This window comes from Methanobrevibacter sp. DSM 116169, from assembly GCF_046197865.1.
Lineage (GTDB): Archaea > Methanobacteriota > Methanobacteria > Methanobacteriales > Methanobacteriaceae > JAHKLT01.
Window position 1 is genome coordinate 1,605,001 of the sequence record NZ_CP166990.1, and the last position, 22,948, is coordinate 1,627,948.

General features: G+C 26.2%; 25 protein-coding genes (1 of these 25 cut by a window edge). 14 read left to right on the top strand and 11 right to left on the bottom strand.

Annotation, left to right across the window (positions count from 1 at the left end; translation table 11 throughout):
- Positions 1-18, top strand: partial view of a CDGSH iron-sulfur domain-containing protein gene (locus ACA134_RS07740; protein ID WP_409199844.1) — the end only. Its footprint begins 684 nt before the window's first position; only the last 18 of its 702 coding nucleotides appear in the window; its start codon lies off the left edge, out of view; it ends in the stop codon at positions 16-18.
- 130 nt (positions 19-148) lie between these two features.
- A complete protein-coding gene (mer, locus tag ACA134_RS07745) occupies positions 149-1,114 on the top strand; it encodes a 5,10-methylenetetrahydromethanopterin reductase (RefSeq protein ID WP_409199845.1) in 966 nt (321 codons plus the stop codon).
- Here the strand turns inward: mer and ACA134_RS07750 are convergent.
- The gene (locus ACA134_RS07750; protein ID WP_409201089.1) at positions 1,104-2,000 is read right to left on the bottom strand and encodes a radical SAM protein; all 897 of its coding nucleotides are present in this window, start codon (positions 1,998-2,000) and stop codon (positions 1,104-1,106) included. The genes mer and ACA134_RS07750 overlap by 11 nt on opposite strands.
- Positions 2,001-2,139: 139 nt before the next feature.
- On the opposite strand from ACA134_RS07750, the gene ACA134_RS07755 reads away from it, so the two are divergent.
- The 4 genes from ACA134_RS07755 (at position 2,140) to ACA134_RS07770 (ending at position 5,680) form a co-directional block, all read left to right on the top strand.
- Positions 2,140-3,234 (top strand): archaeosine biosynthesis radical SAM protein RaSEA, encoded by a 1,095-nt coding sequence (locus tag ACA134_RS07755; RefSeq protein WP_409199846.1) that lies wholly within the window; start codon positions 2,140-2,142, stop codon positions 3,232-3,234.
- A gap of 68 nt (positions 3,235-3,302) precedes the next feature.
- Entirely contained in the window at positions 3,303-3,785 is a 483-nt protein-coding gene (locus tag ACA134_RS07760) for a DUF308 domain-containing protein (RefSeq protein WP_409199847.1), read from the top strand.
- Positions 3,786-3,898: 113 nt separating this feature from the next.
- Positions 3,899-4,306: a MarR family winged helix-turn-helix transcriptional regulator gene (locus ACA134_RS07765; RefSeq protein ID WP_409201090.1), complete on the top strand. Its 408-nt coding sequence runs from the start codon at positions 3,899-3,901 to the stop codon at positions 4,304-4,306.
- Entirely contained in the window at positions 4,307-5,680 is a 1,374-nt protein-coding gene (locus ACA134_RS07770) for an MATE family efflux transporter (protein ID WP_409201091.1), read from the top strand.
- Here the strand turns inward: ACA134_RS07770 and ACA134_RS07775 are convergent.
- Positions 5,673-6,476 carry a class I SAM-dependent methyltransferase gene (locus tag ACA134_RS07775; RefSeq protein ID WP_409199848.1) on the bottom strand — a complete coding sequence of 268 codons (804 nt, stop codon included), beginning with the start codon at positions 6,474-6,476 and terminating at the stop codon, positions 5,673-5,675. The two genes, ACA134_RS07770 and ACA134_RS07775, sit on opposite strands and share 8 nt — an antisense overlap.
- A gap of 122 nt (positions 6,477-6,598) precedes the next feature.
- On the opposite strand from ACA134_RS07775, the gene ACA134_RS07780 reads away from it, so the two are divergent.
- A complete protein-coding gene (locus ACA134_RS07780) occupies positions 6,599-7,885 on the top strand; it encodes a cytidyltransferase (protein ID WP_409199849.1) in 1,287 nt (428 codons plus the stop codon).
- Here ACA134_RS07780 and ACA134_RS07785 read toward each other — a convergent pair.
- Genes ACA134_RS07785 through ACA134_RS07805 form a run of 5 tightly spaced genes read right to left on the bottom strand, consistent with a single transcriptional unit; the run spans position 7,882 to position 10,807 of the window.
- Positions 7,882-8,616, bottom strand: coding sequence for an NAD(P)-dependent oxidoreductase (locus ACA134_RS07785; protein ID WP_409199850.1), 735 nt, complete (start codon positions 8,614-8,616; stop codon positions 7,882-7,884). The two genes, ACA134_RS07780 and ACA134_RS07785, sit on opposite strands and share 4 nt — an antisense overlap.
- Entirely contained in the window at positions 8,616-9,236 is a 621-nt protein-coding gene (locus tag ACA134_RS07790) for a cytochrome c biogenesis CcdA family protein (RefSeq protein WP_409199851.1), read from the bottom strand. The genes ACA134_RS07785 and ACA134_RS07790 overlap by 1 nt, the downstream gene beginning before the upstream one ends.
- Before the next feature lies 1 nt (position 9,237).
- Positions 9,238-9,666: a thioredoxin family protein gene (locus ACA134_RS07795; RefSeq protein ID WP_409199852.1), complete on the bottom strand. Its 429-nt coding sequence runs from the start codon at positions 9,664-9,666 to the stop codon at positions 9,238-9,240.
- A 53-nt stretch (positions 9,667-9,719) separates the two neighbouring features.
- Positions 9,720-10,580, bottom strand: coding sequence for a damage-control phosphatase ARMT1 family protein (locus ACA134_RS07800; RefSeq protein ID WP_409199853.1), 861 nt, complete (start codon positions 10,578-10,580; stop codon positions 9,720-9,722).
- Between the two features lie 23 nt (positions 10,581-10,603).
- A complete protein-coding gene (locus ACA134_RS07805; RefSeq protein WP_409199854.1) occupies positions 10,604-10,807 on the bottom strand; it encodes a MoaD/ThiS family protein in 204 nt (67 codons plus the stop codon).
- A 243-nt stretch (positions 10,808-11,050) separates the two neighbouring features.
- On the opposite strand from ACA134_RS07805, the gene ACA134_RS07810 reads away from it, so the two are divergent.
- Together ACA134_RS07810 and ACA134_RS07815 are read left to right on the top strand one after the other, a co-directional pair.
- Positions 11,051-14,596 (top strand): hypothetical protein, encoded by a 3,546-nt coding sequence (locus ACA134_RS07810; RefSeq protein WP_409199855.1) that lies wholly within the window; start codon positions 11,051-11,053, stop codon positions 14,594-14,596.
- A 12-nt stretch (positions 14,597-14,608) separates the two neighbouring features.
- Positions 14,609-14,848, top strand: coding sequence for a hypothetical protein (locus ACA134_RS07815; protein ID WP_409199856.1), 240 nt, complete (start codon positions 14,609-14,611; stop codon positions 14,846-14,848).
- Here ACA134_RS07815 and ACA134_RS07820 read toward each other — a convergent pair.
- Genes ACA134_RS07820 through ACA134_RS07830 form a run of 3 tightly spaced genes read right to left on the bottom strand, consistent with a single transcriptional unit; the run spans position 14,845 to position 17,789 of the window.
- Positions 14,845-15,777, bottom strand: a complete 933-nt coding sequence (locus ACA134_RS07820) for a TIGR00269 family protein (protein WP_409199857.1) — start codon at positions 15,775-15,777, stop codon at positions 14,845-14,847. The two genes, ACA134_RS07815 and ACA134_RS07820, sit on opposite strands and share 4 nt — an antisense overlap.
- 4 nt (positions 15,778-15,781) lie before the next feature.
- Positions 15,782-16,936, bottom strand: a complete 1,155-nt coding sequence (locus tag ACA134_RS07825) for a VWA domain-containing protein (protein WP_409199858.1) — start codon at positions 16,934-16,936, stop codon at positions 15,782-15,784.
- Position 16,937: 1 nt separating this feature from the next.
- A complete protein-coding gene (locus ACA134_RS07830; RefSeq protein WP_409199859.1) occupies positions 16,938-17,789 on the bottom strand; it encodes an AAA family ATPase in 852 nt (283 codons plus the stop codon).
- A gap of 85 nt (positions 17,790-17,874) precedes the next feature.
- Here ACA134_RS07830 and ACA134_RS07835 point away from each other — a divergent pair, with 85 nt between their 5' ends.
- Positions 17,875-18,294 (top strand): pentapeptide repeat-containing protein, encoded by a 420-nt coding sequence (locus tag ACA134_RS07835; RefSeq protein WP_409199860.1) that lies wholly within the window; start codon positions 17,875-17,877, stop codon positions 18,292-18,294.
- On the opposite strand, the gene ACA134_RS07840 is transcribed toward ACA134_RS07835, so the two are convergent.
- Positions 18,286-19,872 carry a dihydropteroate synthase-like protein gene (locus tag ACA134_RS07840; protein ID WP_409199861.1) on the bottom strand — a complete coding sequence of 529 codons (1,587 nt, stop codon included), beginning with the start codon at positions 19,870-19,872 and terminating at the stop codon, positions 18,286-18,288. The genes ACA134_RS07835 and ACA134_RS07840 overlap by 9 nt on opposite strands.
- Before the next feature lie 255 nt (positions 19,873-20,127).
- On the opposite strand from ACA134_RS07840, the gene porC reads away from it, so the two are divergent.
- Genes porC through porB form a run of 4 tightly spaced genes read left to right on the top strand, consistent with a single transcriptional unit; the run spans position 20,128 to position 22,944 of the window.
- Positions 20,128-20,652 (top strand): pyruvate synthase subunit PorC, encoded by a 525-nt coding sequence (porC, locus tag ACA134_RS07845; RefSeq protein ID WP_409199862.1) that lies wholly within the window; start codon positions 20,128-20,130, stop codon positions 20,650-20,652.
- A gap of 19 nt (positions 20,653-20,671) precedes the next feature.
- A complete protein-coding gene (gene porD, locus ACA134_RS07850) occupies positions 20,672-20,914 on the top strand; it encodes a pyruvate synthase subunit PorD (protein WP_409199863.1) in 243 nt (80 codons plus the stop codon).
- A 14-nt stretch (positions 20,915-20,928) separates the two neighbouring features.
- On the top strand, positions 20,929-22,077 hold the full coding sequence (gene porA, locus ACA134_RS07855; RefSeq protein ID WP_409199864.1) for a pyruvate synthase subunit PorA: 1,149 nt from the start codon (positions 20,929-20,931) through the stop codon (positions 22,075-22,077).
- A complete protein-coding gene (gene porB / locus ACA134_RS07860; protein ID WP_409199865.1) occupies positions 22,078-22,944 on the top strand; it encodes a pyruvate synthase subunit PorB in 867 nt (288 codons plus the stop codon).
- Positions 22,945-22,948 lie beyond the last annotated feature (4 nt).

Consider the following 22,948-nt stretch of genomic DNA (forward strand, 5'->3'; position numbering starts at 1 on the left):
AGATGGAAAATAGATTAAAAATTTTAATAAACATGAATTTATTTATTTTATAATACTATTTTGTTAAATGGTATTTATATTTTTCTATAATAATTAAATACAAATTACTTTATATAAACTTTTACTAAAATATTTAATGGTGATAAATATGAAGTTCGGTATAGAATTTGTTCCAAACGAACCTTTAGATAAAATTGTTAAACTCGTTAAACTAGCAGAAGATGTTGGTTTCGAATACGCATGGATTACAGATCATTACAACAATAAGAATGTATATGAAGCTTTAGCTTTAATTGCTGAAGCAACTGATTCCATTAAATTAGGACCTGGTGTAACTAATCCATATGTAAGAAGTCCTGCAATATCAGCATCTGCAATAGCTACTATTGATGAGATTTCAAATGGAAGAGCTACTTTCGGTATTGGTCCTGGAGATAAAGCTACTTTTGATGCATTAGGTATCCCATGGGAAAAACCTGTTACAACTGTAAAAAATGCAATAGCTGATGTTAGAACATTATGTGCTGGTGGAAAAACTGAAGGCGGAGCTCAATTAGGTGGAGTAAAAGCTGTTCAAGAAGAAATTCCTATGTACATGGGTGCACAAGGACCTAAAATGTTAGAAACTGCTGGTGAAGTAGCTGATGGTGTTTTAATTAATGCTTCTAACCCTAAAGATTATGAAGCTGCTGTACCTCTTCTTACAAAAGGTAGAACTGGTGCTGGAAAAGATATGAATGGATTTGACGTAGCTGCATATACTGCTACTTCTATTGGTGACGATACTGAAAAAGCAAAAGGTGCTGCTAAAATTGTTGTAGCATTTATTGTTGCTGGTTCCCCTCCTGCACTTATGGCAAGACACGGATTACCTGATGATCTTCCAAGTAAAATAGGAGACTGCCTTGGTAAAGGTGACTTCGGTGGAGCTATGGGTCTTGTTGATGATGCTGCATTAGATGCATTTTCTGTTTGCGGTACTGTTGATGATATTGTCCCTAAAGTAGAAGCTTTAGGAAAAATGGGCGTAACCCAATATGTTGCTGGTTCCCCTATTGGAAAAGACAAAGAAGTTTCAATTAAATTATTAGGAGAAGTAATCTCTAAATTTTAGATAATTTATTTTTTATTATTGTAGTTGAGATATTATACTCACTGCAATACTTTCTTACTTTTTTATATAATCCATTTTGATATTTATTAGATGGATATTCTTTTTTAACAAGACTTTTTTTATCATAAAATAAATTTTCAGTTTTATCTAGGTATTCTGGAAAATATTTCTTAATTGCATTATAATATTTTATTCTAGATGATTCATCATTATTACCAAATAAACTCATAGCACCAGGAATAACATATTGACAATTATTTTTTGAAAATTCAAAAATAGCTTCTTTTAAATCATCACCACTATCACTAATAAAAGGTAATATTGGCATGAAAGTTGCACCTACTTTAAATCCTTTATTAGATAATTTTTTCATAGTTTTTAATCGATCACTTGGAAGTGGTGCATTAGGTTCCATAATTTTAGCTATCTCATCATCTATTGTTGAAAATGAAAAAGAAATAATAACTTTAGAATTTAAATTATCTTTTAAATCATCAGGTAAAATAGCTACTTCATTAATTTTATCTAAAATATCTATATCCTTTAAAATAAGATCAGATTTTGTAATTATATGTACTGGATTTTTAAATCTTAAAAAGGTCTTTAGAATTTCCCTTGTAAGATTAAGATCTTTTTCAATATCCATATAAGGGTCTGATGATGAACCTAAATTCAATAGTGCTCTTTCATTATTTTTATATAATCTTTTTAAAAAAGTATAAACTAAATTTATTGCATTAGATTTTACATAAAATGAATTAGTATTATCTGCATATTTACTTCCATTTATATAACAATATATACAATCAAAAGAACATCCAGAATATGGATTTAGAGTATAATCTTCTAGGAAAAATCCTCTTTTTCCTTTACTTTTATTAAAAATAGATTTAACTTCTTTTTGTTTAAATCCGTGTTTTTTACAAATTTCTGATGTATTTATAAATAAATTCTCAATTATAATCACCTAAGCTATTATAAATTTATATATAATTATAATTAATAAATTTAATTTAAGGTATAAAATGGAAATTGAAAATTTAACAAAAGAAATGAGAAATTATGCAATTGAGCATGATAAAGGGAAAAGTCCATCTCAAGTTGCTGCTAGTTGGTATGGTGATGATTTAACTTATTCAGGTTCAGGTAAAACAATTTTTATAATTTTACCAACATCAGGTTGTTCTTGGGCTCTTGGAGATAGTGGAGGTTGTACAATGTGCAGTTATACTTCAGATACTACTTTAGAACCTATAGCTGATGAGGATGTTATAGAATTATTTGAAAATCATTTAAATCGCCACCCATATAAAGAAGATTATGAAAATGGTGAGAAGATTGCTATTAAGCTATTTGCATCTGGAAGTTTTCTAAATCCTCATGAGCTATCTATTAATTGTAGGGATGAAATTTTAAAAATAATAGCTAATACTAAAGAAATTAGTGAAATTGTTGTTGAATCTAGACCAGAATATATAAAAGAAGAAATTATTGATGATATCTTTGAAATTATTGACGATAAGTTATTTGAAATAGCTATTGGTCTTGAAACATCAAATGATAATACAAGATTAAATAAAATAAATAAAGGTTTCACATTAAAAGATTTTAATGATTCTGTAAAATTAATTTCTAAATTGAATTTAGAAAAAGGATATAATCTCAAGTCTAAAGCTTATATTTTTATTAAACCCATTTTATTAAATGAAAAAGAAGCTATTGATGAGGCAATTGAAAGTGCTGCTCATTGTGAAAAAACAGGAGTTAGTAGAATATCATTTTGTCCTGCAACAATTCACAGCAAAACATTAATTGAAAGAATGTGGAGAAATGGATCTTATAAAGCTCCTTGGATTTGGAGTACTATAGAAGTTATAAACACTGTTCGTTCAAACTTTAAAATTCCTGCATTACTTGATACATCAGGTTTTGGTTCAAGAAGAGGACCATATAACTGTAAAAAATGTAATAAAGATTTGAAACATGAAATTATTAAGTCTAATTTAAATCAAAGTATTATTGATTTTGATTGTGAATGTAAATCAGAATGGATTGGAGAAGTTAAACATTCCAATATGAATTATTCTAAAACATTTATTAAACATCTTCCATTGTATTAAAGGTAGAAAAATAATATATATTTAAAAAATTATAATATTAATTAGTGATTTTTTGGAGTTAAAAAATTATGAAGAATGAATTAATTAGTATAATAGGAATTATTTTAGGTTTAGTGATAATTGCATTTCCTATGTTCGGAGTAATAGGGGCAAGTGCAATTGTAGGATTATCTATCCTTCTAATGGGTATTTATTTCTTAATAGTAGGGGTGAACTTAGTAGATTATAATAAGACCGGAGGTATTTTAAATACTTTTTTAGGAGTAATAATGATTATTTTGAGTCTTGGACTTATTTTTAATCCTGATTTATTTGCATTTTTAGCTGCTATAACTGTTTATTTAGCAGGAATATTTTTAATTATAATTGGTGTTATGACCTTAATTACAAGCCGCAACAGTCAATATGGATTTTGGATGGGAATACTTGGAATTATTTTAGGTGTAATATACATTATTTTAGGTAGCTATATATCAGATCCATTTATACTTGGTTGTTTAATTGGTATTTGGTTAGTAGTTAGCGGTGTTTTCAGATTATTAGATAAATAATAATCTCTTTTTTATTTTTTTACATAAATTTAAATATAATCAAATAAATAAATAATCAGTAGAGTTGATTATCATCATTATTGATAATTTTATAGGAGGTTATATTTTTGGATATGAATGATAGCTATGGTTATGTACTAGGATCAATACTTCAAAAATTTGGAGAGCAATTTGATAAAGCTTTAGAGAACTATTCAATTACAACAAATGATTATAGAGTATTAATGGCAGTTAATAATAAACCTAACATTAATCAAAAAGAAGTAGGGCAAATGTTAAAAATTGATAGAACTACTATAGTACATATTATCGATAATCTTGAAGATAATAATTATTTAATAAGGATTAAAAATCCCAATGACAGGCGTTCATTTCAATTGTCTCTTACAAAAAAAGGTGAAAACATATTAGAGCCAATATGTGAAGTTAGAGATGAAATTCATGATGATTGTTTAAAAAATCTAAGTAAAAATCAAAAAAAAGTACTTAGAGAAATTTGTAAAAAAATAGGAGATGATTAAATTACAACTACTGATAATAAAACAGAAGGAGTATCCTTACTTTTAGGAGATCCAAAAAGAGCAGTTTTAAAATTATCCATACCTATGATAATAGCTATGGTTATAAATTCATTATATTCATTAATAGATGGAATATGGGTAGCTGGTCTTGGAGATATGGCTTTAGCTGCAGTAGGATTCGTAACCCCATTATACATGATTGTATTTGGTTTTTCAAATGGAATCGGATCAGGTGCAACAGCAGTAATATCTAAATATATAGGTGCTAAAAACAAAAAAGAAGCAGATAATGCAGCAATACATGTAATACTTCTAACAATAATTCTTACAATATTATTTACACTTATTTTATTAATATTTTTAAAACCAATATTATTAGTATTAGGGGCTGGACCTACAGTTGATTTGGCTATGGACTATGGTAATGTATTATTTTTAGGAACTATATTTATTGTATTTTCATCTACTTCATATGGAATTTTAAGAGCAGAAGGAAATGTTAAAAAAACTACATATGCAATGTTATTTGGAGCTATTTTAAATATGGTTTTAGATCCAATTTTCATTTATTATCTAGGTTTAGGTGTTAGTGGTGCAGCTTATGCAACTATATTATCTATGTGTTTAGTTTGTCTTTTGATAGTATATTGGTTTTTAAAAGACACATATATTAAATTTAATATAAAAGATTTTATTTATGAAAATAAAATTATTAAAGAACTTTTAAATGTAGGAATACCTGCTGGTGTTGAATTCATGTTTATAAGTCTTTTAGCTATAGCTTTAAATGCTATTTTAATGATTGTATCAGGAGTAGATGGAGTTACAATTTATACTGGAGGTTGGAGAGTTGTTGCTGTTTTAATGGTTATCCCTATAGCTATTGGGATGTCTGTTATGGCAATTAGTGGTGCAAATCTTGGTGCACGTAAATTTGATAATATTGATATAGCTCATAACTATGCAATAAAAATAGGAACATTAATAATGGTAATTATATCTATAGCTGTCTTTATATTAGCTCCTTATATCAGTTATTTATTTGCATATACTCCTCAAACTGCACATATTTTGCCTCAAATGACCGAATTTTTACAAATTACATGTGTATTTTACATATTTTTCCCATTAGGAGTTATATCCACTTCAACATTCCAAGGTCTTGGAAAAGGGATGAATTCTCTTATAGTAGCTTTTATAAGAGCTGTACTTCTTCAGATAATATTTTCATATATATTTGCAGTTATATTAAACCTAGGTCAAACTGGTGTTTGGTATGGAATTATATTTGGAAATGCTGCTGGTGCAATAATAGCATATATTTGGTCAAAACATTATATTAAAAGTCTTGAAGAAAAAGAAGAAATTATTTAGTAGCTATAAGAATATAACTAAGTGGAAATTTATCTAAAAATTCTATTGAATCATTATTAGCCATTTCCAAGTTATATTCTTCAAATTCTTCTATTTTTAAATTATTTTTTATTAAAGCATTGAAAATATCAGATATTTTATGCATAAACCAAAAACATTCTTTAGAATCATATTTAACTCCACCTACATAGTCTAAACCATCTTCATAATTATATGGTCCTTTATCAAAATATGGAGTTATTTTATTAAAATTTTCTTCATCAATATTGAAACCATTTTCAAAAAAGTATGCAAAAGGATGCATCTCAAAAATCAATAATTTTCCATTATTTTTTAAAAGTCTAGATATAACATTAAAATATTCATCTAAATCTTTAAACCATTGAAGTGAACCTTCAGAAATATAAATAAAATCAAAATAATTATTATATTTATCACTAATTTCTAAAATATCACATCTTTCAAATTTAGCATTTAATTTTGATATATTTTTAAGTTTATTTGCCTCTTCAATTGCAATATCTGAAATATCAAATCCAATAGCTTCGTTTGATCCAAAATTCATTAATGATAATAGTTCCCTACCATTATTACAAGGTAATTGTCCAATAGTTTTTCCTTTTAAATCAATCTTATTTAACTTATCTATAAGTACTTCATCACAAGATCTATTTAATGTTGTAAAATTAGCTTTTTTAAATCCTTCATATAAAGAATTTCCCCTTGCTTTTTGATGATATTTTAATGCTTGATTCCAAGAAGCCCTATTACTTTCACTGATTGATTTTTTATTCATAATATCACGTGAAAAAATAAGATTTTCATAATTATTAAAAATATTTAATTTAAGTAATTATAAAATTAACTTATATAATATTAGAAAACATATTTATAAGAAAGTTAGATAAGTGAGAAATTATGATAGGAATTAGTGCTGATTTTGATCCAGTTCATAAAGGACATGTGAAATTAATCGATAAAGCAAGAGATATAAGTGAAAAAACTGGAGATAAAGTAGCTATATATTTAAATAAAGGTTATAGTGCAAATCATGCTCCATTTTTTACAAGTTATGAGGCTCGTCGTGAAATGGCTTTAAAAGCTGGTGCCGATGAAGTAATACCTATTGAAGGATTACATCACAGACTTACTCTTTCATATAGCGTTCCAATTAGAATAGCTAGAATGATTGAAGATGGAGTAGTTGATTATGTTGATGCTGCAAATGTATCTCCTGCAGAAATTCATAAATACTCTGAAAAATTTGTAAAACAAGGTATTTTTGTTGGAATTCCTAGAAATTTGCCTAATCGTAATGTAATTAGATGGTTTGCAGTTAATGAATTCCTATATAAAAAATACAATAAAAAAATGAATTTTCATATAATTCCTGAGTTGGAATTTGATGGAAAAGTATCAGGTAGAGATATAAGAAAAGCTATTTTAGATAATGATATGGAAATTCCAGAATATGTGAAAGAATTTCTTCCAAAAACAACAATTAAAATTTTAGAGCGAGAAATAAAATTAGGCAATATTCCAGGTAAGAGAAACTTAAATGATATTGAAAAAAGAATGAACACCTACTCTAGAGGAAATTTAGAAAAAATAGCTTATTTAACTGGAAATGCTATTAATGAAATTGTTAAAGGTAGAGTTTATAGAGATGAAGAATCTATTTGGGCTACTTTTAGAAGAGCAGAATATGGCCCAGTCCTAACACGTTTAGCTATTAGTTCAATTGAAGAAGAAGTAAAAAAAGAAGAAGTTCTAAAATTAATGAAAGATTATGAAGCTAAAGGAATTATTCCTCCAGAACAAAGTATTAATCGAGTGATTGAAAGAGCTTGGTATGTTGCAAATCAATCTGGAATTCCTGCATCTGAGGCAGATAAAGAATTTAAATCTAGTAAAATAAAAGTAGATGATGTACCATTAAAATTATATGCTGGTTTGAATTTAACTAAATTTGAAAGTAAAATCATATCTGATGGTTTAACTGGAGATTTATATATAAATAAAGATGGTAAAATAGCTATTGAAGTAAAAACTGATGGTAAAAAAATTAAAACAAATTTAAGATTACCTGCAAAAGAAGTTACTTATTTAAGATATGTTATGGATTCTCATTTTATTCCACTTCACAGCAAAATAATCCAATCCAAAAAAGGATATAAAGTAGAAATATCAATTCAAAATAGCTAAATTTTCTTAAATTTTTCTTTTGATGCTTTAATCATAGTTGTATCTTGAGAATTAAAAAATTCAATTAATTCCTCTAATTCTTCTATTTTTCTATTTTTATGTTTTATGCTATTAGAAATTCTAGAAGTTGATTTATTTTTAAAACTATTTCCTTCAGTTATAGCTAAAATATTAAAAAATTCTTCTTTTAAATTAAAATTTTCTGCAATTTCGACAGATTCTATTAAAATAGCTGCTAATGATTTAGTATATGAACTTCTTAAACTTTTTAAAAGACTTGCATCACCAATATTTGAACTAATTACTTTAAAATCTATATTACAATCATTTAAAAATTCTAATTTTAATGCCTTCTCACCAGAAGCTATAATGATTGGTTCTGAAGAACTAATTTTACCAATAATAGCTCCATCTATAAAATTTTCACTTTCAAACTTTTTTACTGTATTAGGCGAAATATTATTTAAATCTAAATAATAACCATCCAAAAACTTAAAATATTTGTTGAAATTATTTAATGCTTGTTTTGGACTTGTTGCATCAATTAATAAATCACAATTAGATGCAACACTTTTAAACGAATCTAAAATTTCAATATTAGAATTTTTTATTCTTTTTATAGTTTTATTTGATCTTTCATCACATGATGTGATAGTTTTAATTCCATTTTTAGATAATAGTTCATTTATATGATAATTTACATCTCCAAAACCAATAAAACCTACAATCATTAAATCCACCCCATAGATAATAAAAACATATAAATTGCACATATTAAAATTAAAATTCCTGAAAGTTTTTGAATATAATTAGAATTATTTATAAGCTTATTTAAGTTAATTTTTGAAAATAAATAGCTTATAATAAATAATGTTAGGCCAAAACCAATAGAATATATTAAAATATTTAAACTAGCATATAGTGGATCTGCAAATGATGCAAGTAATGCTATAAGTGAAGCAAGATATGCACTGAAACATGGTGCCCAAGCAATTGATGAAATAAATCCTAAAATAAAAGAAAACTTTAATCCTTTTTTATAATTAAGCTTAGGTAAATTAAATTTAATAAAATTATAATCTAATACTAAATATAATCCCATTATAAATAATATAATACATGCAATGATTCTAAAATAGAAAACATAATAATTTATAGCTATTGTAAAAAATCCTGTTAAAAATATAAGTAAAATAAAAATTAGTGAAAAACCTAAAATAAATGAAAGTATTTCTTTTTTATTTCTATTTTCTGTATTATATGCAAATAATATAGGAATTACTGGTATAATACAAGGAGATAAAACTGAAGCTATTCCTGCAAGTAATGATATTATTGGTAAAATTTCCATTTTATAAAAACCTTATAAATTCTGCACTATTATGATAACCAATAATTTCTTGACTTACATCACCATTAGAATCTAAAAATACAATAGTAGGTGTAGTATATGCTGAAAATTTCCTTGCAATTTCAGGATCTTCATTAATATTTACTGGAACGAATATATAATCTTCATTTATTTTAGAAATAACCGTTTCATTTGATAATGTTTCATCTTCAAATTTATCGCAATAATAACAACTTGAACTTGTAAAATAGATTATAACGGTTTTATTGAGAGTTTTACCATCATTAATAGCTTGAGTATAATTATCAGAAATATTTAAAGTATTTACAGAATCTATTTCTGAGTTTGGACTATACATTGTAGAAAATGCAATAGCTACAATAATTAAAAATCCTGCTATTCCTAAAAAAACCCTAAAAATATTATTCATATGCTTATTTTAATTTAACTAAAATAAATTTATTTCTATTAAAATATAATTTTTTAATTTTTCAATATTACCATATCTTGCATATTAAGATTTAAATCTTTAGCTATTGCAGAACATTTAACACAAAGTAAAAAGTACACATCTTTACCTTTTAAATCTACTTCTGTTAAACCTTCATAATTTCCAAGACCTTTAGATATTATGAAATCAGCATTATCAAAAATTTCTCTAAATTCATCTGAAATTTCTGAATAAACTACTCCTACCGTATCTGTTCCAATAGAAACAATTTTTCCATATTTATCTAGACCTACTTCTATTGCATCTTCTAAGCATGCATCATTTAAAATAGGTTTTTCTTTTACAGCTAATGTGATATTTATATCATATTCTTTAATTTTATCAAGAAGTAACTTATCAAAAACAATTTCTCCAGTATTATCTAAGAGATATAAAAGGTTTTTATGTTTTTTTAAGTCTTTTTCTAATTGTTCAGTATTATTAATAGCTAAATCTTTATTCAACCCAGGCATTATTAATTTTTCAATATCTGTATTTAATTCAAATGCACCAAAATCTAATAAATTTCCCAAAATAGCTATTTTAACATGATTTTCTAAACTATCATTATTATTTAATAGATCTTCAACCATTGGAAGGTATTTTAAAGCTATTTTATTACCTATCTTTTTTTCTTTAATATATGGGTCAGTACATCCTGTTTCTTCTTTAATCATTTTATGAATTTGTGAACCTGTCTTATTTGAAGATGCATTTTCATTATAATTTTTAGCTAAAAATTCAAAAACATTTTCCATTAACTTAATTTTTAAATCTTCATCATCACATGCTAAATCCATAGCTTCTTTAGCTTGTCTTAAAAAACAAGGTGCGCATTCATAATATACTTTCATAAAATTACCTGGTTAAATTGTTTTTATCCACCATAAATAATTTGAATTAATTGAACTTCATCATTATCTTTTATAAGACTTTCCTCAATTACTATTTCATTATTTATTTTAGCTACAATAGTTTGAGAAGATAATTCTAAATCTTTTAGTAAATCATTTATAGAATATTCCTTGTTAGGTAAGTTTTTTTCCTCTTTTTTATTATTGAATAAAAGTGTAAATTTCATTATCCATTTTTTCTTTTTTTTAATTAATATATTTATATTTTTTAAATTTGAAATTGTATGAGTTTATAAAAATGTTTTAAGATAATAATAATGACTTATAAATGGTTAATTATTCTTAGAATATAAAATATAAATAATTAATTATTTTGTTTTAAAAAATAAGAAAAATTATTTAAAATCGATTAATTAAAGAAGTAATTAGTCTTTTAAAAAAAAAGACCATTAACTAAAAAGGAGAATATAATGAAAAAAATAATTTATTTACTTCTATTTACACTATTTTTAATAGCACCAAGTTCCATAGAAGCTAATGAGAATTTAACTGAAGAAGACAATAAAATAAATAGTTTTATTTCTTCAAATAACATTGAAACCAGTTATCAATCCGGAGAATTTCTAGAAATAAACTTAGAAGATGAAAATAAAAATAAAATACCAAATGCCACAATAGAATTAACAATAGAAAACAATACTCATTATATATTGACAGATGAAAATGGAAAAGGAAATTGGAAAGTTAATCTAAACACAGGAAATTATTTAGCACATTTTAACTTTAATGGAAGTGAAAAATATAATAAAAGTGAAAATACATGTAATATAATAGTTACAAAACAAGAAACAGAGCTTTTATCAATTGATACAATATTTAATAAAAAAGGAAATGCAATAGATTTTAATTTAATAGATAAAAACGGAAATCCTTTAGTTAATCAAGATATTCATATTTTAGTAAATGGAATAGAATACACAAGAAAAACTAATTATGAAGGTATTTCAAAACTCAATATAAATTTAAATCCTGGACAATATCCAATTTATGCTTATTTTAAAGGTTTAAAAAATTATCAAAATTCTTCTGTAAACATTCTTTTAGATATATTAAATTCTAATGAAAAATTAGATGTTGATTTAACAGGATATGATTTAAATCAATTTTATGGAGATGGAAATTACTATACAATTTGTTTAAAAGATAATAATGGAAAACCATTGAAAGATTATCAAATAGCTATAAAAATAAATGGCGTTACATATTATCGTAACACTGATGAGAAAGGATTTTCTAAATTAAAAATAAATTTAGGTCCTGGAACATATAAAGTTGAATCTATATTTGAAGATGAACATTTTAATAAAAAAACAGTTTTAAACACCATTACAGTGAATTTAGGTCACACAAAGTTAATTTCAGAAGATTGTGAATTTTATTATGGTGATGGAAATTATTATAAAGTTCAATTACTTGATCAAAATAATAATTCTCTTGAAAATAAAAATATTGAAATTACAATAAATGGAGTAAAATATACTAAAGAAACATTTAATGATGGTTTCGCTTTTTTAAAAATAAATTTGAATCCAGGAACTTATATTGTAAAATCTGAGTTTATAGGAGAATATGGTAAAGTCAAATCATCCATTACAACAACATTAACCGTATTAAAACAGAATACATCCATTGAAAGTAACAATTTAACATTAAATAGAAAAGGAGAATATTTAGAAGCACAATTAAAAGATGGGTATGGAAAAGCTATTACAAATCAAATTATCAATATTAAAGTTAATGGTATAGAATATAGTCGAGTTACAGATGAATCAGGAATAGCTAGACTTAAAATTAATTTACATACAAATATCTACGATGTTTACTACAATTTTAAAGAAAATCAATTTTATAAAAGCAGTAATTATTTTAATATCCTAATAATAAAAGAAGAAAGCTATAAATTAGATACAATTTTAACAGTAGATAACTACAACATAACAGAAAAAGGTGATAAATTAAAAATAAATTTAAAAGATAGTAATGGAATAAATTTAGCAAACCAATTAGTGAAAATTTCAATTAATGGGCCTACATATGAAAGAATAACTGATAATGAAGGTAATGTTTATTTAACAATTAATTTAAATGAAAAACTTTATGATTTTACCTACATTTATGAAGGTTCATATAATTTCAATAAAATAGATGAAAATGGAAAATTAAACGTCAATCACACTCCAAATTTTAGTTATAGTATTAATATTGATACTGTTTTAGAACTTAATTCTATTATTTTAAATACAACAGTTAAAGCACCAATAGCTCGAATGATTTATATTACTGGTGAATTTGGAGAGTATAATTTTTGGTATAATCTAGAACAAGCTAAAAGTTATTCCAACATAGAGGATCTTCAAAAAAACATTATGTATTTTATTCCATTAAAAAATCCAAATAATGAAGTATTGTATTTCGATTTAAACACAAAAATAACTAGTCAAGGCATAAGTTTAATAGTTTATGATGAATTTATAGAAGTAAAATATTATGGTCGTTTTGATAACAGATTAAATAAATTTGATGCTGTTTTTAAATGTTATAATTATTCAAATTTAGGATATGAAAATTTAGAATTATATTTAAATAACGATAAAAAAGCTTCAATAGAATATACAAGCTATTTAAACTCCCCTAAGACAGATGAAATTGCCACAAATACTGGTGGTATTTATATTCCATACCATGAAAATGTAGAAACATTACTTGAAACAGAAAAGCTATCAATGGAGAGAAATGAAAAAATTAGCTATAATATAATGAATAAATACTTTAATATTAATAATAATTATTGGAATTCTGAATTAGGCTATGATCTTATTCAAAGTTACTTATTATCAAATTCTAAAGTTACAGATGAAGATGTTGATTATTACCTAAATTCAGCAAAAAGTAATGATAATATAGAAAATATTGTTAATGATTGTTTTTTATCTGCACTATCAACAGCTTGGATGAGTGATAAATTAGCTACTGAATTAGAAGAAGAATATAATATTACTTGGTCTAAATCTAATTTTGATATTATTTTAAGTGGAATAAACTATTATGGAAAATATCTAAATGCAATGGGCTATCAAAATCCTAATGATTACACTGGAGATATAGAAAACATAAGATCATTTAGATTTATGCATACAATTCTTTATAGTGAAATTGAAAAATTTAGTTTAGAATTAAGTGGTCAAGAAGCAAATTGTGGATTGTCTGATGTAATAACTGCCATAATTTCAGGTGAGCCATTTAGTATAACAGATTATGATGAATATCAAGTAATTTCATTATCAAATAGTCCTTCTCAATTAATTTATTATAAAAATTCAGGTTCTGTTGCAACAAGTGTCCAACAAGAAGATTTACAAAGTTCAAAAGGAGCTGTAATAAATTTTTTAGGTTATTTATATCCAAATATAGTAAAATTAAATTTTAATTCATTAAATAGTCAATTTAAAAAAATTTATAATAATGTAGGCTCTTCAATTGCAAATATAATAAATATACGTAGCAAAATTAATTATGGAATAGTAAAAGGAGTAGGGGAATTATATGCTGCAAGTAAAACCTTATTAACAAAATCTCCGAATTTAGTAGCTTTTATGTTTACAGCTACTGAAATAATGTGTGGAATAAGAGATAATGCTGAATATGAAGATTGGAGATATTTTGGAATGTATCCTGTGTGGAAAGGAAAAACATTCCAGTTTATCAGTGAAAATAAAGTAGAATATACAAATATTTATGGGCAAACTTATGAATCATATGATCAAATACATGTTATAATTCCATATAAAGGAAATTGGGCCCCACTTGGAGAAAATGAATTAGATAGAGATAATGCATACATAATAAGTGATGCATATGGAAGAGTAAATATAACTGCAGAAGATACATACAAGCTTGAAGCAGAAAGTGACAAATATTACATAGAAAGAGGCCATAGCTGGATAACAGAATTATAAAAAGGTGCAAAGATGGATAATAAATTAAAAATTTTAACAATAATGAATTATAGTGTAACAATATTGCTAATTTTACTTGGAATTTATGGAATTTTTATTGGAGGATTAAAAGCTAGTTTAACATATCAATTAATCTTTTTATTTATAATTGTTCCAATGTATGTTATATCAGAAAAATATAATGTAGAATATAATAATATAACATTTCCTATAGGATTTATTTTAGGAATAATTGTTACTTATTGGGGTTAAAAATTGATTTCGCAATCAAGTTCTTTTAAAAAAGTACATACCCTACATAACTTATTTGATGATGGTTCACCACAAATTTCACAATTTGAATAAGTAAAACTAGGAGATAATTCTTTTTTAATAGCTGGTTTTATTTTATCAAAACCTCTAAGGGTAGAATACATTATAGTTGGGTGATTAATAGATAAGTCTTGTAAAATTTCTCCAACTTCCCCTCTAAAAGATTGACTTGAATAAGGACATCCATCTAAGTGAACATCTAAATTTCGAGCTAAAACATATAAACCTATTTCCCTTTCAGGAACTTCACGAAGTGGTTTAATCTTTACAGTAAATTTATCGCTTTTTGAAGTAGTTTTAGCTCCTAATTTAGTTAAATTATCAATATTTCCTTCTAAATAATTCATTAAAATAGCTTGAGATTCATCATTTAAATTATGACCAGTAGCTATTTTTGTTGCACCCATATCTTTAGCTGCTTTATTTATAATCCAACGTCTAAAAACACCACAATATGTACAAGAACCTCGATGATTTTCTTTTTTCATTATCTCATCAAGAGTTATATTAAATGAATCTTTAAAAGAAACTACTTTGTGCTCTATTCCTAGTCTTTTTGCATGAGAAATAGCTATATCTACACCATCTTGGCGATAGTTATCTATTCCTTCATCAACTGTAACAGCACAGATATCTATAATATGTCTTTGACGAAATGTTTCTAAAATATCTAAAGTAGCTACACTATCTTTACCACCAGATAAAGCAACTAAAACTTTATCTCCCTTTTCAAGTAACTTTTCTTTTTTTATTGTTTGAATAGCTTTTTTTTGAATAGATCTAATAAAACAATCACTACATAATGATTGACCTGATTCTTTTCTATGAATTATAATTTTAGGATTTCCACATTTACTACATTTTTCCATTTTATCACATTGATTCTACAAATTGAGCTAATTGATTTAATGTATTAACTTCATATATTTGAGCACCAGCTTCTTTATAAAGAGATACACAGCTATCAACGATATCCCACTTATTTCTGTCTTCAGGATTTAAAATAATAACTTTTTTTGAATCTTTAACCATTTCTTCTACTAAATTTACACTAGCAGGAATTCCATTAACTTTAGGTCCTGCCCAATCTCTACAATCAGATAACATAATCAAATATGATTTATTATTTAAATTAGCTTTTTTTTGAAAATCTTCAAAAGCTGTATACATATTAGAAGTCCCATGAACCATAGCATTCTTAAGTCTTTTTTCTCTGACTTTTAAAAAGGCATTAAGTAAATATTCTTCTTTTAAAGCATTAGTAGTTTCAATAACTTTATTATCAAATTCAAAAGTTCTAGATTTTTTAAATGCAGATTGAGCTGAAAACATTAACATGAAAAACCAGCTACTAATCCATTCACAAGATCCACTAATATCATTTAAAAATATATGTTCATTTTTATGATGTCTAGGTTTAGCTTTAACAAGCTCAAAAGGAACACCTCCATATTTTAAATTAGCTCTAATTGTCTTTCTAATATCAATTTTATTATTATTTGCTGAAATTTTCCTGCGAGATCTTTTATTTGCAATTTTACGCCCAAGTCTTTGGCAAATTTCTAACATCCTAGGATCAAATCTATTTAATTTAGTAAGATCCTTATTTAGTAATTCTCCTTCTTTTTCAAGTTCTGTATGTTCATCTAAAGAAGGCATTCCAGATAATTCTTTAAGTTGTTTATTATTAACAATTTCTTTTCTAAAAGATTCTCCTTTATTTTGTTTTTTAATATGATATTTATTAGATTTTACATTTTGTAAAAAAGATTTTGATTTATTTTTATTTTCAATATTTTCTTCTTTATTTTCATTTTCTTCTTTAAAAATTTCTTCAAAAATCTTATTAAATTTAGGAATATCATATTTGTCTTTAACATAAACTGATCTTAAAGCTGTTTTAAGAGTTTGTTTGTCCATACCTTCAAAAAAAGTACAAGCATCAATAGCTGACTGTGTACTTCTAATACTTACAGGTAGGCCTTCCTCTCTTAATCTTTGAGATAATTCAACAATATTTCCATGCATATTATCTTTCTTTATTAAAAACTTCTTTTAAAACTCTTTTTTTATCAGCTTCAGTTTTAATAACAACACCAATACTTTCTTCTAATGCTTCATCTACATTAGAATTATTTAAAGATATAACTGATTTAACCCAATCAACACTGCCCCTAACTGATGGCTTTTTCATTAAATTAAATGTTCTAATTCTTTGAACCATAGTTACAACTTTTGATATCAAATCTTCTGATGCATCAGGAAGTTTAGATTTAACAATTTGAATTTCTCTTTCTTTAGAAGGATATGGAATATATAAATACAAACATCTATCTTTAGTTTCTTCTAAAAGAGTTCTTTGAGAATTAGAAGTTAAAACTACAACTAAATCATTATTTAATTGAAATGTTCCTAAATCATTTATTGTAATTTCCTTTTCACCTAAAGCTTGAAGTAAGAAACTTTCAACTTCTTCATCAGCTTTATCAATTTCATCAATAAGTAAAACAGATGGTTTATCATTCATAAAAGCAGATAACAATGGTCTTTTAATAAAAAAATCTTCATTAAAAATCATAGACTCATTAAATTCATTGTTTTTAACTGCTTCTAAATGTAAAAGTTGTTTTTGATAATTCCATTCTCCAACAATTTGTTCAAATGTAATTCCTTCATAGCATTGAATTCTAAAAAACTCTCTACCAAATCCATCAGAAATAACTTTAACTAATTCTGTTTTACCAACACCAGGTGGTCCTTCAATTAAAATAGGTTTTTTAAGAGAAAAAGAAAGAAATAAAGTAGTAGATATCTCGGAGTTTGGAACATATTTATTTTCCAATAATGCATCGTTTATTTCATTAATACTGACATCTTTCAAATTTTAACATCCTTAAATATTTATGATAAATTATTTATACTTTCATCATATAATAATTTTACATTTAAAAAAATAAGGTAAAAACATGAAAAATAATAAAAAAATTGATTTATCTGGTAAAGATTTAAGAAATTACGATTTTACAGATATTAATTTTCAAAGAGCTAATTTAAGTTATGCTAATCTTCAAGGTGTTATTATTAAAAATTGTGATTTTACATGTGCAAATTTTGAAGGTGCAAATTTAAAAAATGCTAATTTAAAAGGAGCTAATCTTCGTGGAGCCAATATGGCCAATTCTAATCTTGAAAATACTGATTTATCTGGTTCTGACTTGTCTGGAACTATATTAAAAAATTCTACATTAGATGGTGCAATATTATCACGAGCTTATATTAGGGGAACTGACATTAGAGGAGTTAATTTTGAAAAAGTTAACTTAAAAGATACTATTGTTAAACTTGTATATGATGGAGATTATAAAAGAACAAATAATTTAATTTAATTTTTTAAATAAATCAAAATCTTGAACATATTCTTTACCTGTAATCATAGCTATTTCTGCTTTTTGAAGCTCACTTCCCAAATAAGCAGCATGTTCTATTCTTGAAATTAATCCTAATTCTATAATTTTATCATAAATTTCTTTAGGATTTTCTCCTTCAATAGAAATATCAGCTTTTACCTTTTTAAAATGAGTAACAATAATTTTAAAATTATCATAATCTACTCTAATTTTAAAGCTTCCTGCTCTATCAAGTACTAATTTTTCAGATTCTTTTGCTTCGATCATTGGAACTAATTGGCTTTGCTCATCTAAACCAATAATATCTGATCTTTTATTTTTATCTTTAAAAACAATTAAATCAATTCCTAAGTTTTTAGGGATAGATTTTCTATTTTTAGCTAAAAACATCATTTTAGAAGCAGTAGCTAGTTCATATACGCTCCCATATGCTTTTCCACTTTCTTCTACTGTAAATAATATTCCGCATCCAAGTTCCATAGCTATTCCTGCAAGTAATGCATTTACTCCAACTGAATCTGTATCCATAAGCTCAGTTACATTACCTACACCAAAAAACATAGGATATGGATTAGATGCTCTAAATTCTTTTGAAGCTATTATCGAATCAACAATGCTTTTACTATTTACAGGATCTAGAATCAAATCAGAAACAAAATTCAATCCATTGCATTTTTTAATCAATTTTTCCATTGATTTTACCCTGTCTTTTGGAGCATGAGGGACTTCTCCTTTAGAATAATTGGTAGGAAGTAAAATAGCTGGAATATTTTTTTCTTTTAGAATATCGGTAACTTTATGATAATTTCCCAAATCTAAACTTAAAACTAAATCGATTCCACATTCAGCAGCTTTTATTATTTCTTTTGGATTTAAAGTATCAATACTCAATGGTTTATCCCCAATAATAGGCCTTAGAGTGTTTATTAAATCTGGAATTTTATCTGAATAATCTTCACCTGCAGCCATTCCAATATCAATCATGTCTGCACCTGAATCTATGTAATGTTTACATTTTTTAATTAAATCTTTTTTTGATAATGATGGAGCATTAGCTATTTCTGCAAGTACTCTTAGTGGAAAATCCTCTCCAACTGGAAGATTTTTTATTAAAATATTATTTGGTTTTTTAAGAAGCTCTTCTCTTTTTTTAATATCATTTTCAAAGTTTTCAATAAATTCTAATGCTTTTTTCCTTTTTTCTTCTTCAATTAATTTATCAGCAGGTTTTGACTGAGAAAGTTCTATATTTTCAATTAATTCAAGAACCATTAATAAATCTGCAGCATCTGTTGAACCTTTATAAGTAGGAATACCTAATTTCTCAGCTATTTCAGTAGTATTTTTTCTTATAAGTCCTGGAACTAATATTAAATCAATTTCATTTAATTGATTTTCATAATTATCTTTGATTTCTTTAATAATTTTATTTGGAGTCAAAAAAGCAGCAATTTGTGTATCAGCAACATGTATTAATACATTTTCCTCATTAAAATCTTTCAAAGTATTTTTAATCAATGGATAAGCTAAATTTCCAGTAATTATAAGAATTTTCATAATAAGAATTATAAACTTTATATATTAAATAATCTTCTCATATTAAGAATTTCTTTTAAATAGTAAATTATTATATAAGTAGATAAAAATTTTAAAAAAAATATATTGATATTAAACAAAAATAAGGTTTTTTTATAAAAATAATTAATAAAACTAAAAATTCATTTAAAACATATAAATTTATTCAAATATAAAGCTTTATATATTTTGTAAATTATAATGATTATACATGATAGATATATGGAGGAAAGACATATGATTGAAATTCGCTTTCATGGACGTGGCGGCCAAGGAGCTGTTACTGCTGCAGAAATTTTAGCGAAAGCAGCATTTAAAGATGGAAAATATGCACAAGCATTTCCATTTTTCGGAGTAGAAAGAAGAGGTGCTCCTGTAATGGCTTTTACAAGAATTGATGATAAGCCAATACGTGTTAGATACCAAGTATACAATCCAGACCATGTTTTAGTATTAGATGATGGTTTAACTAGTGTTGTAGATGTTTTCTCAGGATTAAAGGAAGACGGTGATGTTATTATCAATATTAATAAGAAATTTGAAAATAATGATAATAAATCAGTTTATGAAATTGATGCAACCGGTATTGCTCTAGATACATTAGGAGTTAATATTGTTAATACTATAATTTTAGGCTATTTTGCTAAGAAAACTGGCGAAGTGAGTATTGAATCAATTATTGAAGTCATAAAAGAAGTTTTCCCAGGAACAATGGGAGAAAAGAATGCAAAAGCGACTATGGAAGCTTATAATATGGCTTAATTAAAAAAGGTGATTATTAATGGTATCAGTTGGCTGTGTTATAAAAACACCAGGGAGCAGTAAAAGTAACAAAACTGGAAGTTGGAGAACTTTCAAACCTGTTCTCGATAAAGAAAAATGTATTGATTGTGATCAATGCGTGATGTTTTGTCCAGACGCATCTGTAAACAAAGATCATGACATTAATTATGATTATTGTAAAGGCTGTGGAATCTGCGCTGCAGAATGTCCAGTAAAAGCTATTAAAATGGTTAAAGAATAAATAGGAGAAATTAAATGACAAAAGAAATAATGACCGCTAATAAAGCTGTTGCAGAAGCTGCTAAATTAGCTAGACCGCAAGTTATTCCTGTTTTTCCAATCACTCCCCAAACATCAATTTCAGAATATTTAGCACAATATGTTGCTGATAAAGATCTTGATGCTGAGTATATTAAAGTTGAATCAGAACACAGTGCTATAAGTGCATCAGTTGGAGCGAGTGGTGCAGGAGTTAGAGTATTTACTGCAACATCTTCTCAAGGATTAATGTTAATGCATGAAATTTTATTTGCAGCTGCAGGTATGAGATTACCAATAGTTATGGCAGATGCTAATAGATCTATTTCAGCACCATTAAGTATTTGGAATGATCAACAAGATTCAATATCCCAAAGAGATGCTGGATGGTTACATACCTATGTTGAAGATGCGCAAGAAGCATTGGATTCTACATTAATGGCATATAAAATTTCAGAAAACCATGATGTATTATTACCTTCCATGGTTTGTTTAGATGGGTTCATATTAACTCATACTGTTGAACCAGTAGATTTACCTAATCAAGAAGATGTAGATAAATTTTTACCTCCATATCAACCTAAAGAAGCATTCCTTGATCCAAAAGAACCAATGTCTATTGGAACATTAGCAGATCCAAATTATTATTTTGAAGCAAGATATGCAATGGAAATAGCTATGGAAAAATCAATGCAAATCATAAAAGATACTTGTAAAGAATTTGAAGAAATCTTTGGAAGAAAATATGATGTAGTTGAAAATTACAAATGTGATGATGCAGAAATTGTATTTGTATCTATGGGTTCTCTTTGTAGTACTCTTAAAGTAATGGTAGATGAATTAAGAGAAAAAGGCGAAAAAGTAGGTCTTTTGAAAATCAGAGTTTATAGACCATTCCCTGTTGAGGACATTAAAGAAGTTACTAAAAATTGTGAAAAATTAGCTATTATTGAAAAAGATATCAGTTTTGGTATGGGTGGAGCATTATACTTAGATTTCAAAGCAAAAATTGATAAAGAAACTTATGGCTTCATTGTAGGATTAGGAGGAAGAGATATAACTCCAGAAACAATTAATGAAGTTTATGAAAAAACTAAAAACCCTGTAAAAGATGTAAACTGGGTTGGACTCAAGGAGGGCAATTAAATGAATTTACCTGAAGAAGAATTGTTATCATCCGGTCATAGAGGATGTGCAGGTTGTGGAGCTTCTATTGGAGTTAGACTTGCTCTTAAAGCATTAGGTAGAAATACTGTAGCTATTTCTGCAACAGGATGTTTAGAAGTTATGACTACTCCTTACCCTGAAACCGCTTGGGAAATTCCATGGATACATGTTGCTTTTGAAAATGCAGGAGCAGTAGCTTCTGGTGTTGAAAGCGCTTTAAAAATTCAAGGAAAAGAAGATGTTAATGTTGTAGCATTTGGTGGTGACGGAGGAACAGTCGATATAGGTTTACAATCATTATCAGGAGCTATGGAACGTGGACACAATTTATTATACATTTGTTATGATAATGAGGCATATATGAATACAGGAATTCAAAGAAGTGCATCTACTCCTTTTGGTGCTTCTACTACCACATCCCCTAAAGGAAAATATAGTTTTGGAGAAGATAAACCTAAAAAGAACATGCCAATGATTATGGCAGCACATGGAATTCCATATGTAGCTACAGCTTCAATTTCTTATCCACAAGATTTTATGAGAAAAGTAAAAAAAGCTGCTGAAATTGATGGTCCTGCATATATTCATTTAAATCAACCATGTACTACTGGTTGGGGATATGATCCTTCAAAAACCATCGAAATGGGAAGGTTAGCTGTTGAAACTGGTTTCTGGCCATTGTATGAAATTGAAAATGGTGAATTTAATCTTACTTATAAACCTCTTGAAAGAAAACCTGTTAGTGAATACTTAGAAGCACAAAAAAGATTCAAACATCTTCAAGACAAAGAAAAAGAAGAAATTCAAAAATATATTGACTTCCAGTGCAAGGAATTCGGATTATAAGGTG

What these genes read in the sequence shown, in the direction of transcription:
- porB (WP_409199865.1), top strand. Translation starts at nt 22,078, where the DNA reads ATGAATTTACCTGAAGAAGAATTGTTATCATCCGGTCATAGAGGATGT.
- ACA134_RS07810 (WP_409199855.1), top strand. Translation starts at nt 11,051, where the DNA reads ATGAAAAAAATAATTTATTTACTTCTATTTACACTATTTTTAATAGCA.
- ACA134_RS07780 (WP_409199849.1), top strand. Translation starts at nt 6,599, where the DNA reads ATGATAGGAATTAGTGCTGATTTTGATCCAGTTCATAAAGGACATGTG.
- ACA134_RS07815 (WP_409199856.1), top strand. Translation starts at nt 14,609, where the DNA reads ATGGATAATAAATTAAAAATTTTAACAATAATGAATTATAGTGTAACA.
- ACA134_RS07785 (WP_409199850.1), bottom strand. Translation starts at nt 8,616, where the DNA reads ATGATTGTAGGTTTTATTGGTTTTGGAGATGTAAATTATCATATAAAT.
- ACA134_RS07790 (WP_409199851.1), bottom strand. Translation starts at nt 9,236, where the DNA reads ATGGAAATTTTACCAATAATATCATTACTTGCAGGAATAGCTTCAGTT.
- porC (WP_409199862.1), top strand. Translation starts at nt 20,128, where the DNA reads ATGATTGAAATTCGCTTTCATGGACGTGGCGGCCAAGGAGCTGTTACT.
- ACA134_RS07795 (WP_409199852.1), bottom strand. Translation starts at nt 9,666, where the DNA reads ATGAATAATATTTTTAGGGTTTTTTTAGGAATAGCAGGATTTTTAATT.
- ACA134_RS07840 (WP_409199861.1), bottom strand. Translation starts at nt 19,872, where the DNA reads ATGAAAATTCTTATAATTACTGGAAATTTAGCTTATCCATTGATTAAA.
- ACA134_RS07805 (WP_409199854.1), bottom strand. Translation starts at nt 10,807, where the DNA reads ATGAAATTTACACTTTTATTCAATAATAAAAAAGAGGAAAAAAACTTA.
- ACA134_RS07775 (WP_409199848.1), bottom strand. Translation starts at nt 6,476, where the DNA reads ATGAATAAAAAATCAATCAGTGAAAGTAATAGGGCTTCTTGGAATCAA.
- ACA134_RS07820 (WP_409199857.1), bottom strand. Translation starts at nt 15,777, where the DNA reads ATGGAAAAATGTAGTAAATGTGGAAATCCTAAAATTATAATTCATAGA.
- ACA134_RS07825 (WP_409199858.1), bottom strand. Translation starts at nt 16,936, where the DNA reads ATGCATGGAAATATTGTTGAATTATCTCAAAGATTAAGAGAGGAAGGC.
- ACA134_RS07765 (WP_409201090.1), top strand. Translation starts at nt 3,899, where the DNA reads ATGAATGATAGCTATGGTTATGTACTAGGATCAATACTTCAAAAATTT.
- ACA134_RS07800 (WP_409199853.1), bottom strand. Translation starts at nt 10,580, where the DNA reads ATGAAAGTATATTATGAATGCGCACCTTGTTTTTTAAGACAAGCTAAA.
- porD (WP_409199863.1), top strand. Translation starts at nt 20,672, where the DNA reads ATGGTATCAGTTGGCTGTGTTATAAAAACACCAGGGAGCAGTAAAAGT.
- ACA134_RS07760 (WP_409199847.1), top strand. Translation starts at nt 3,303, where the DNA reads ATGAAGAATGAATTAATTAGTATAATAGGAATTATTTTAGGTTTAGTG.
- mer (WP_409199845.1), top strand. Translation starts at nt 149, where the DNA reads ATGAAGTTCGGTATAGAATTTGTTCCAAACGAACCTTTAGATAAAATT.
- ACA134_RS07835 (WP_409199860.1), top strand. Translation starts at nt 17,875, where the DNA reads ATGAAAAATAATAAAAAAATTGATTTATCTGGTAAAGATTTAAGAAAT.
- ACA134_RS07755 (WP_409199846.1), top strand. Translation starts at nt 2,140, where the DNA reads ATGGAAATTGAAAATTTAACAAAAGAAATGAGAAATTATGCAATTGAG.
- porA (WP_409199864.1), top strand. Translation starts at nt 20,929, where the DNA reads ATGACAAAAGAAATAATGACCGCTAATAAAGCTGTTGCAGAAGCTGCT.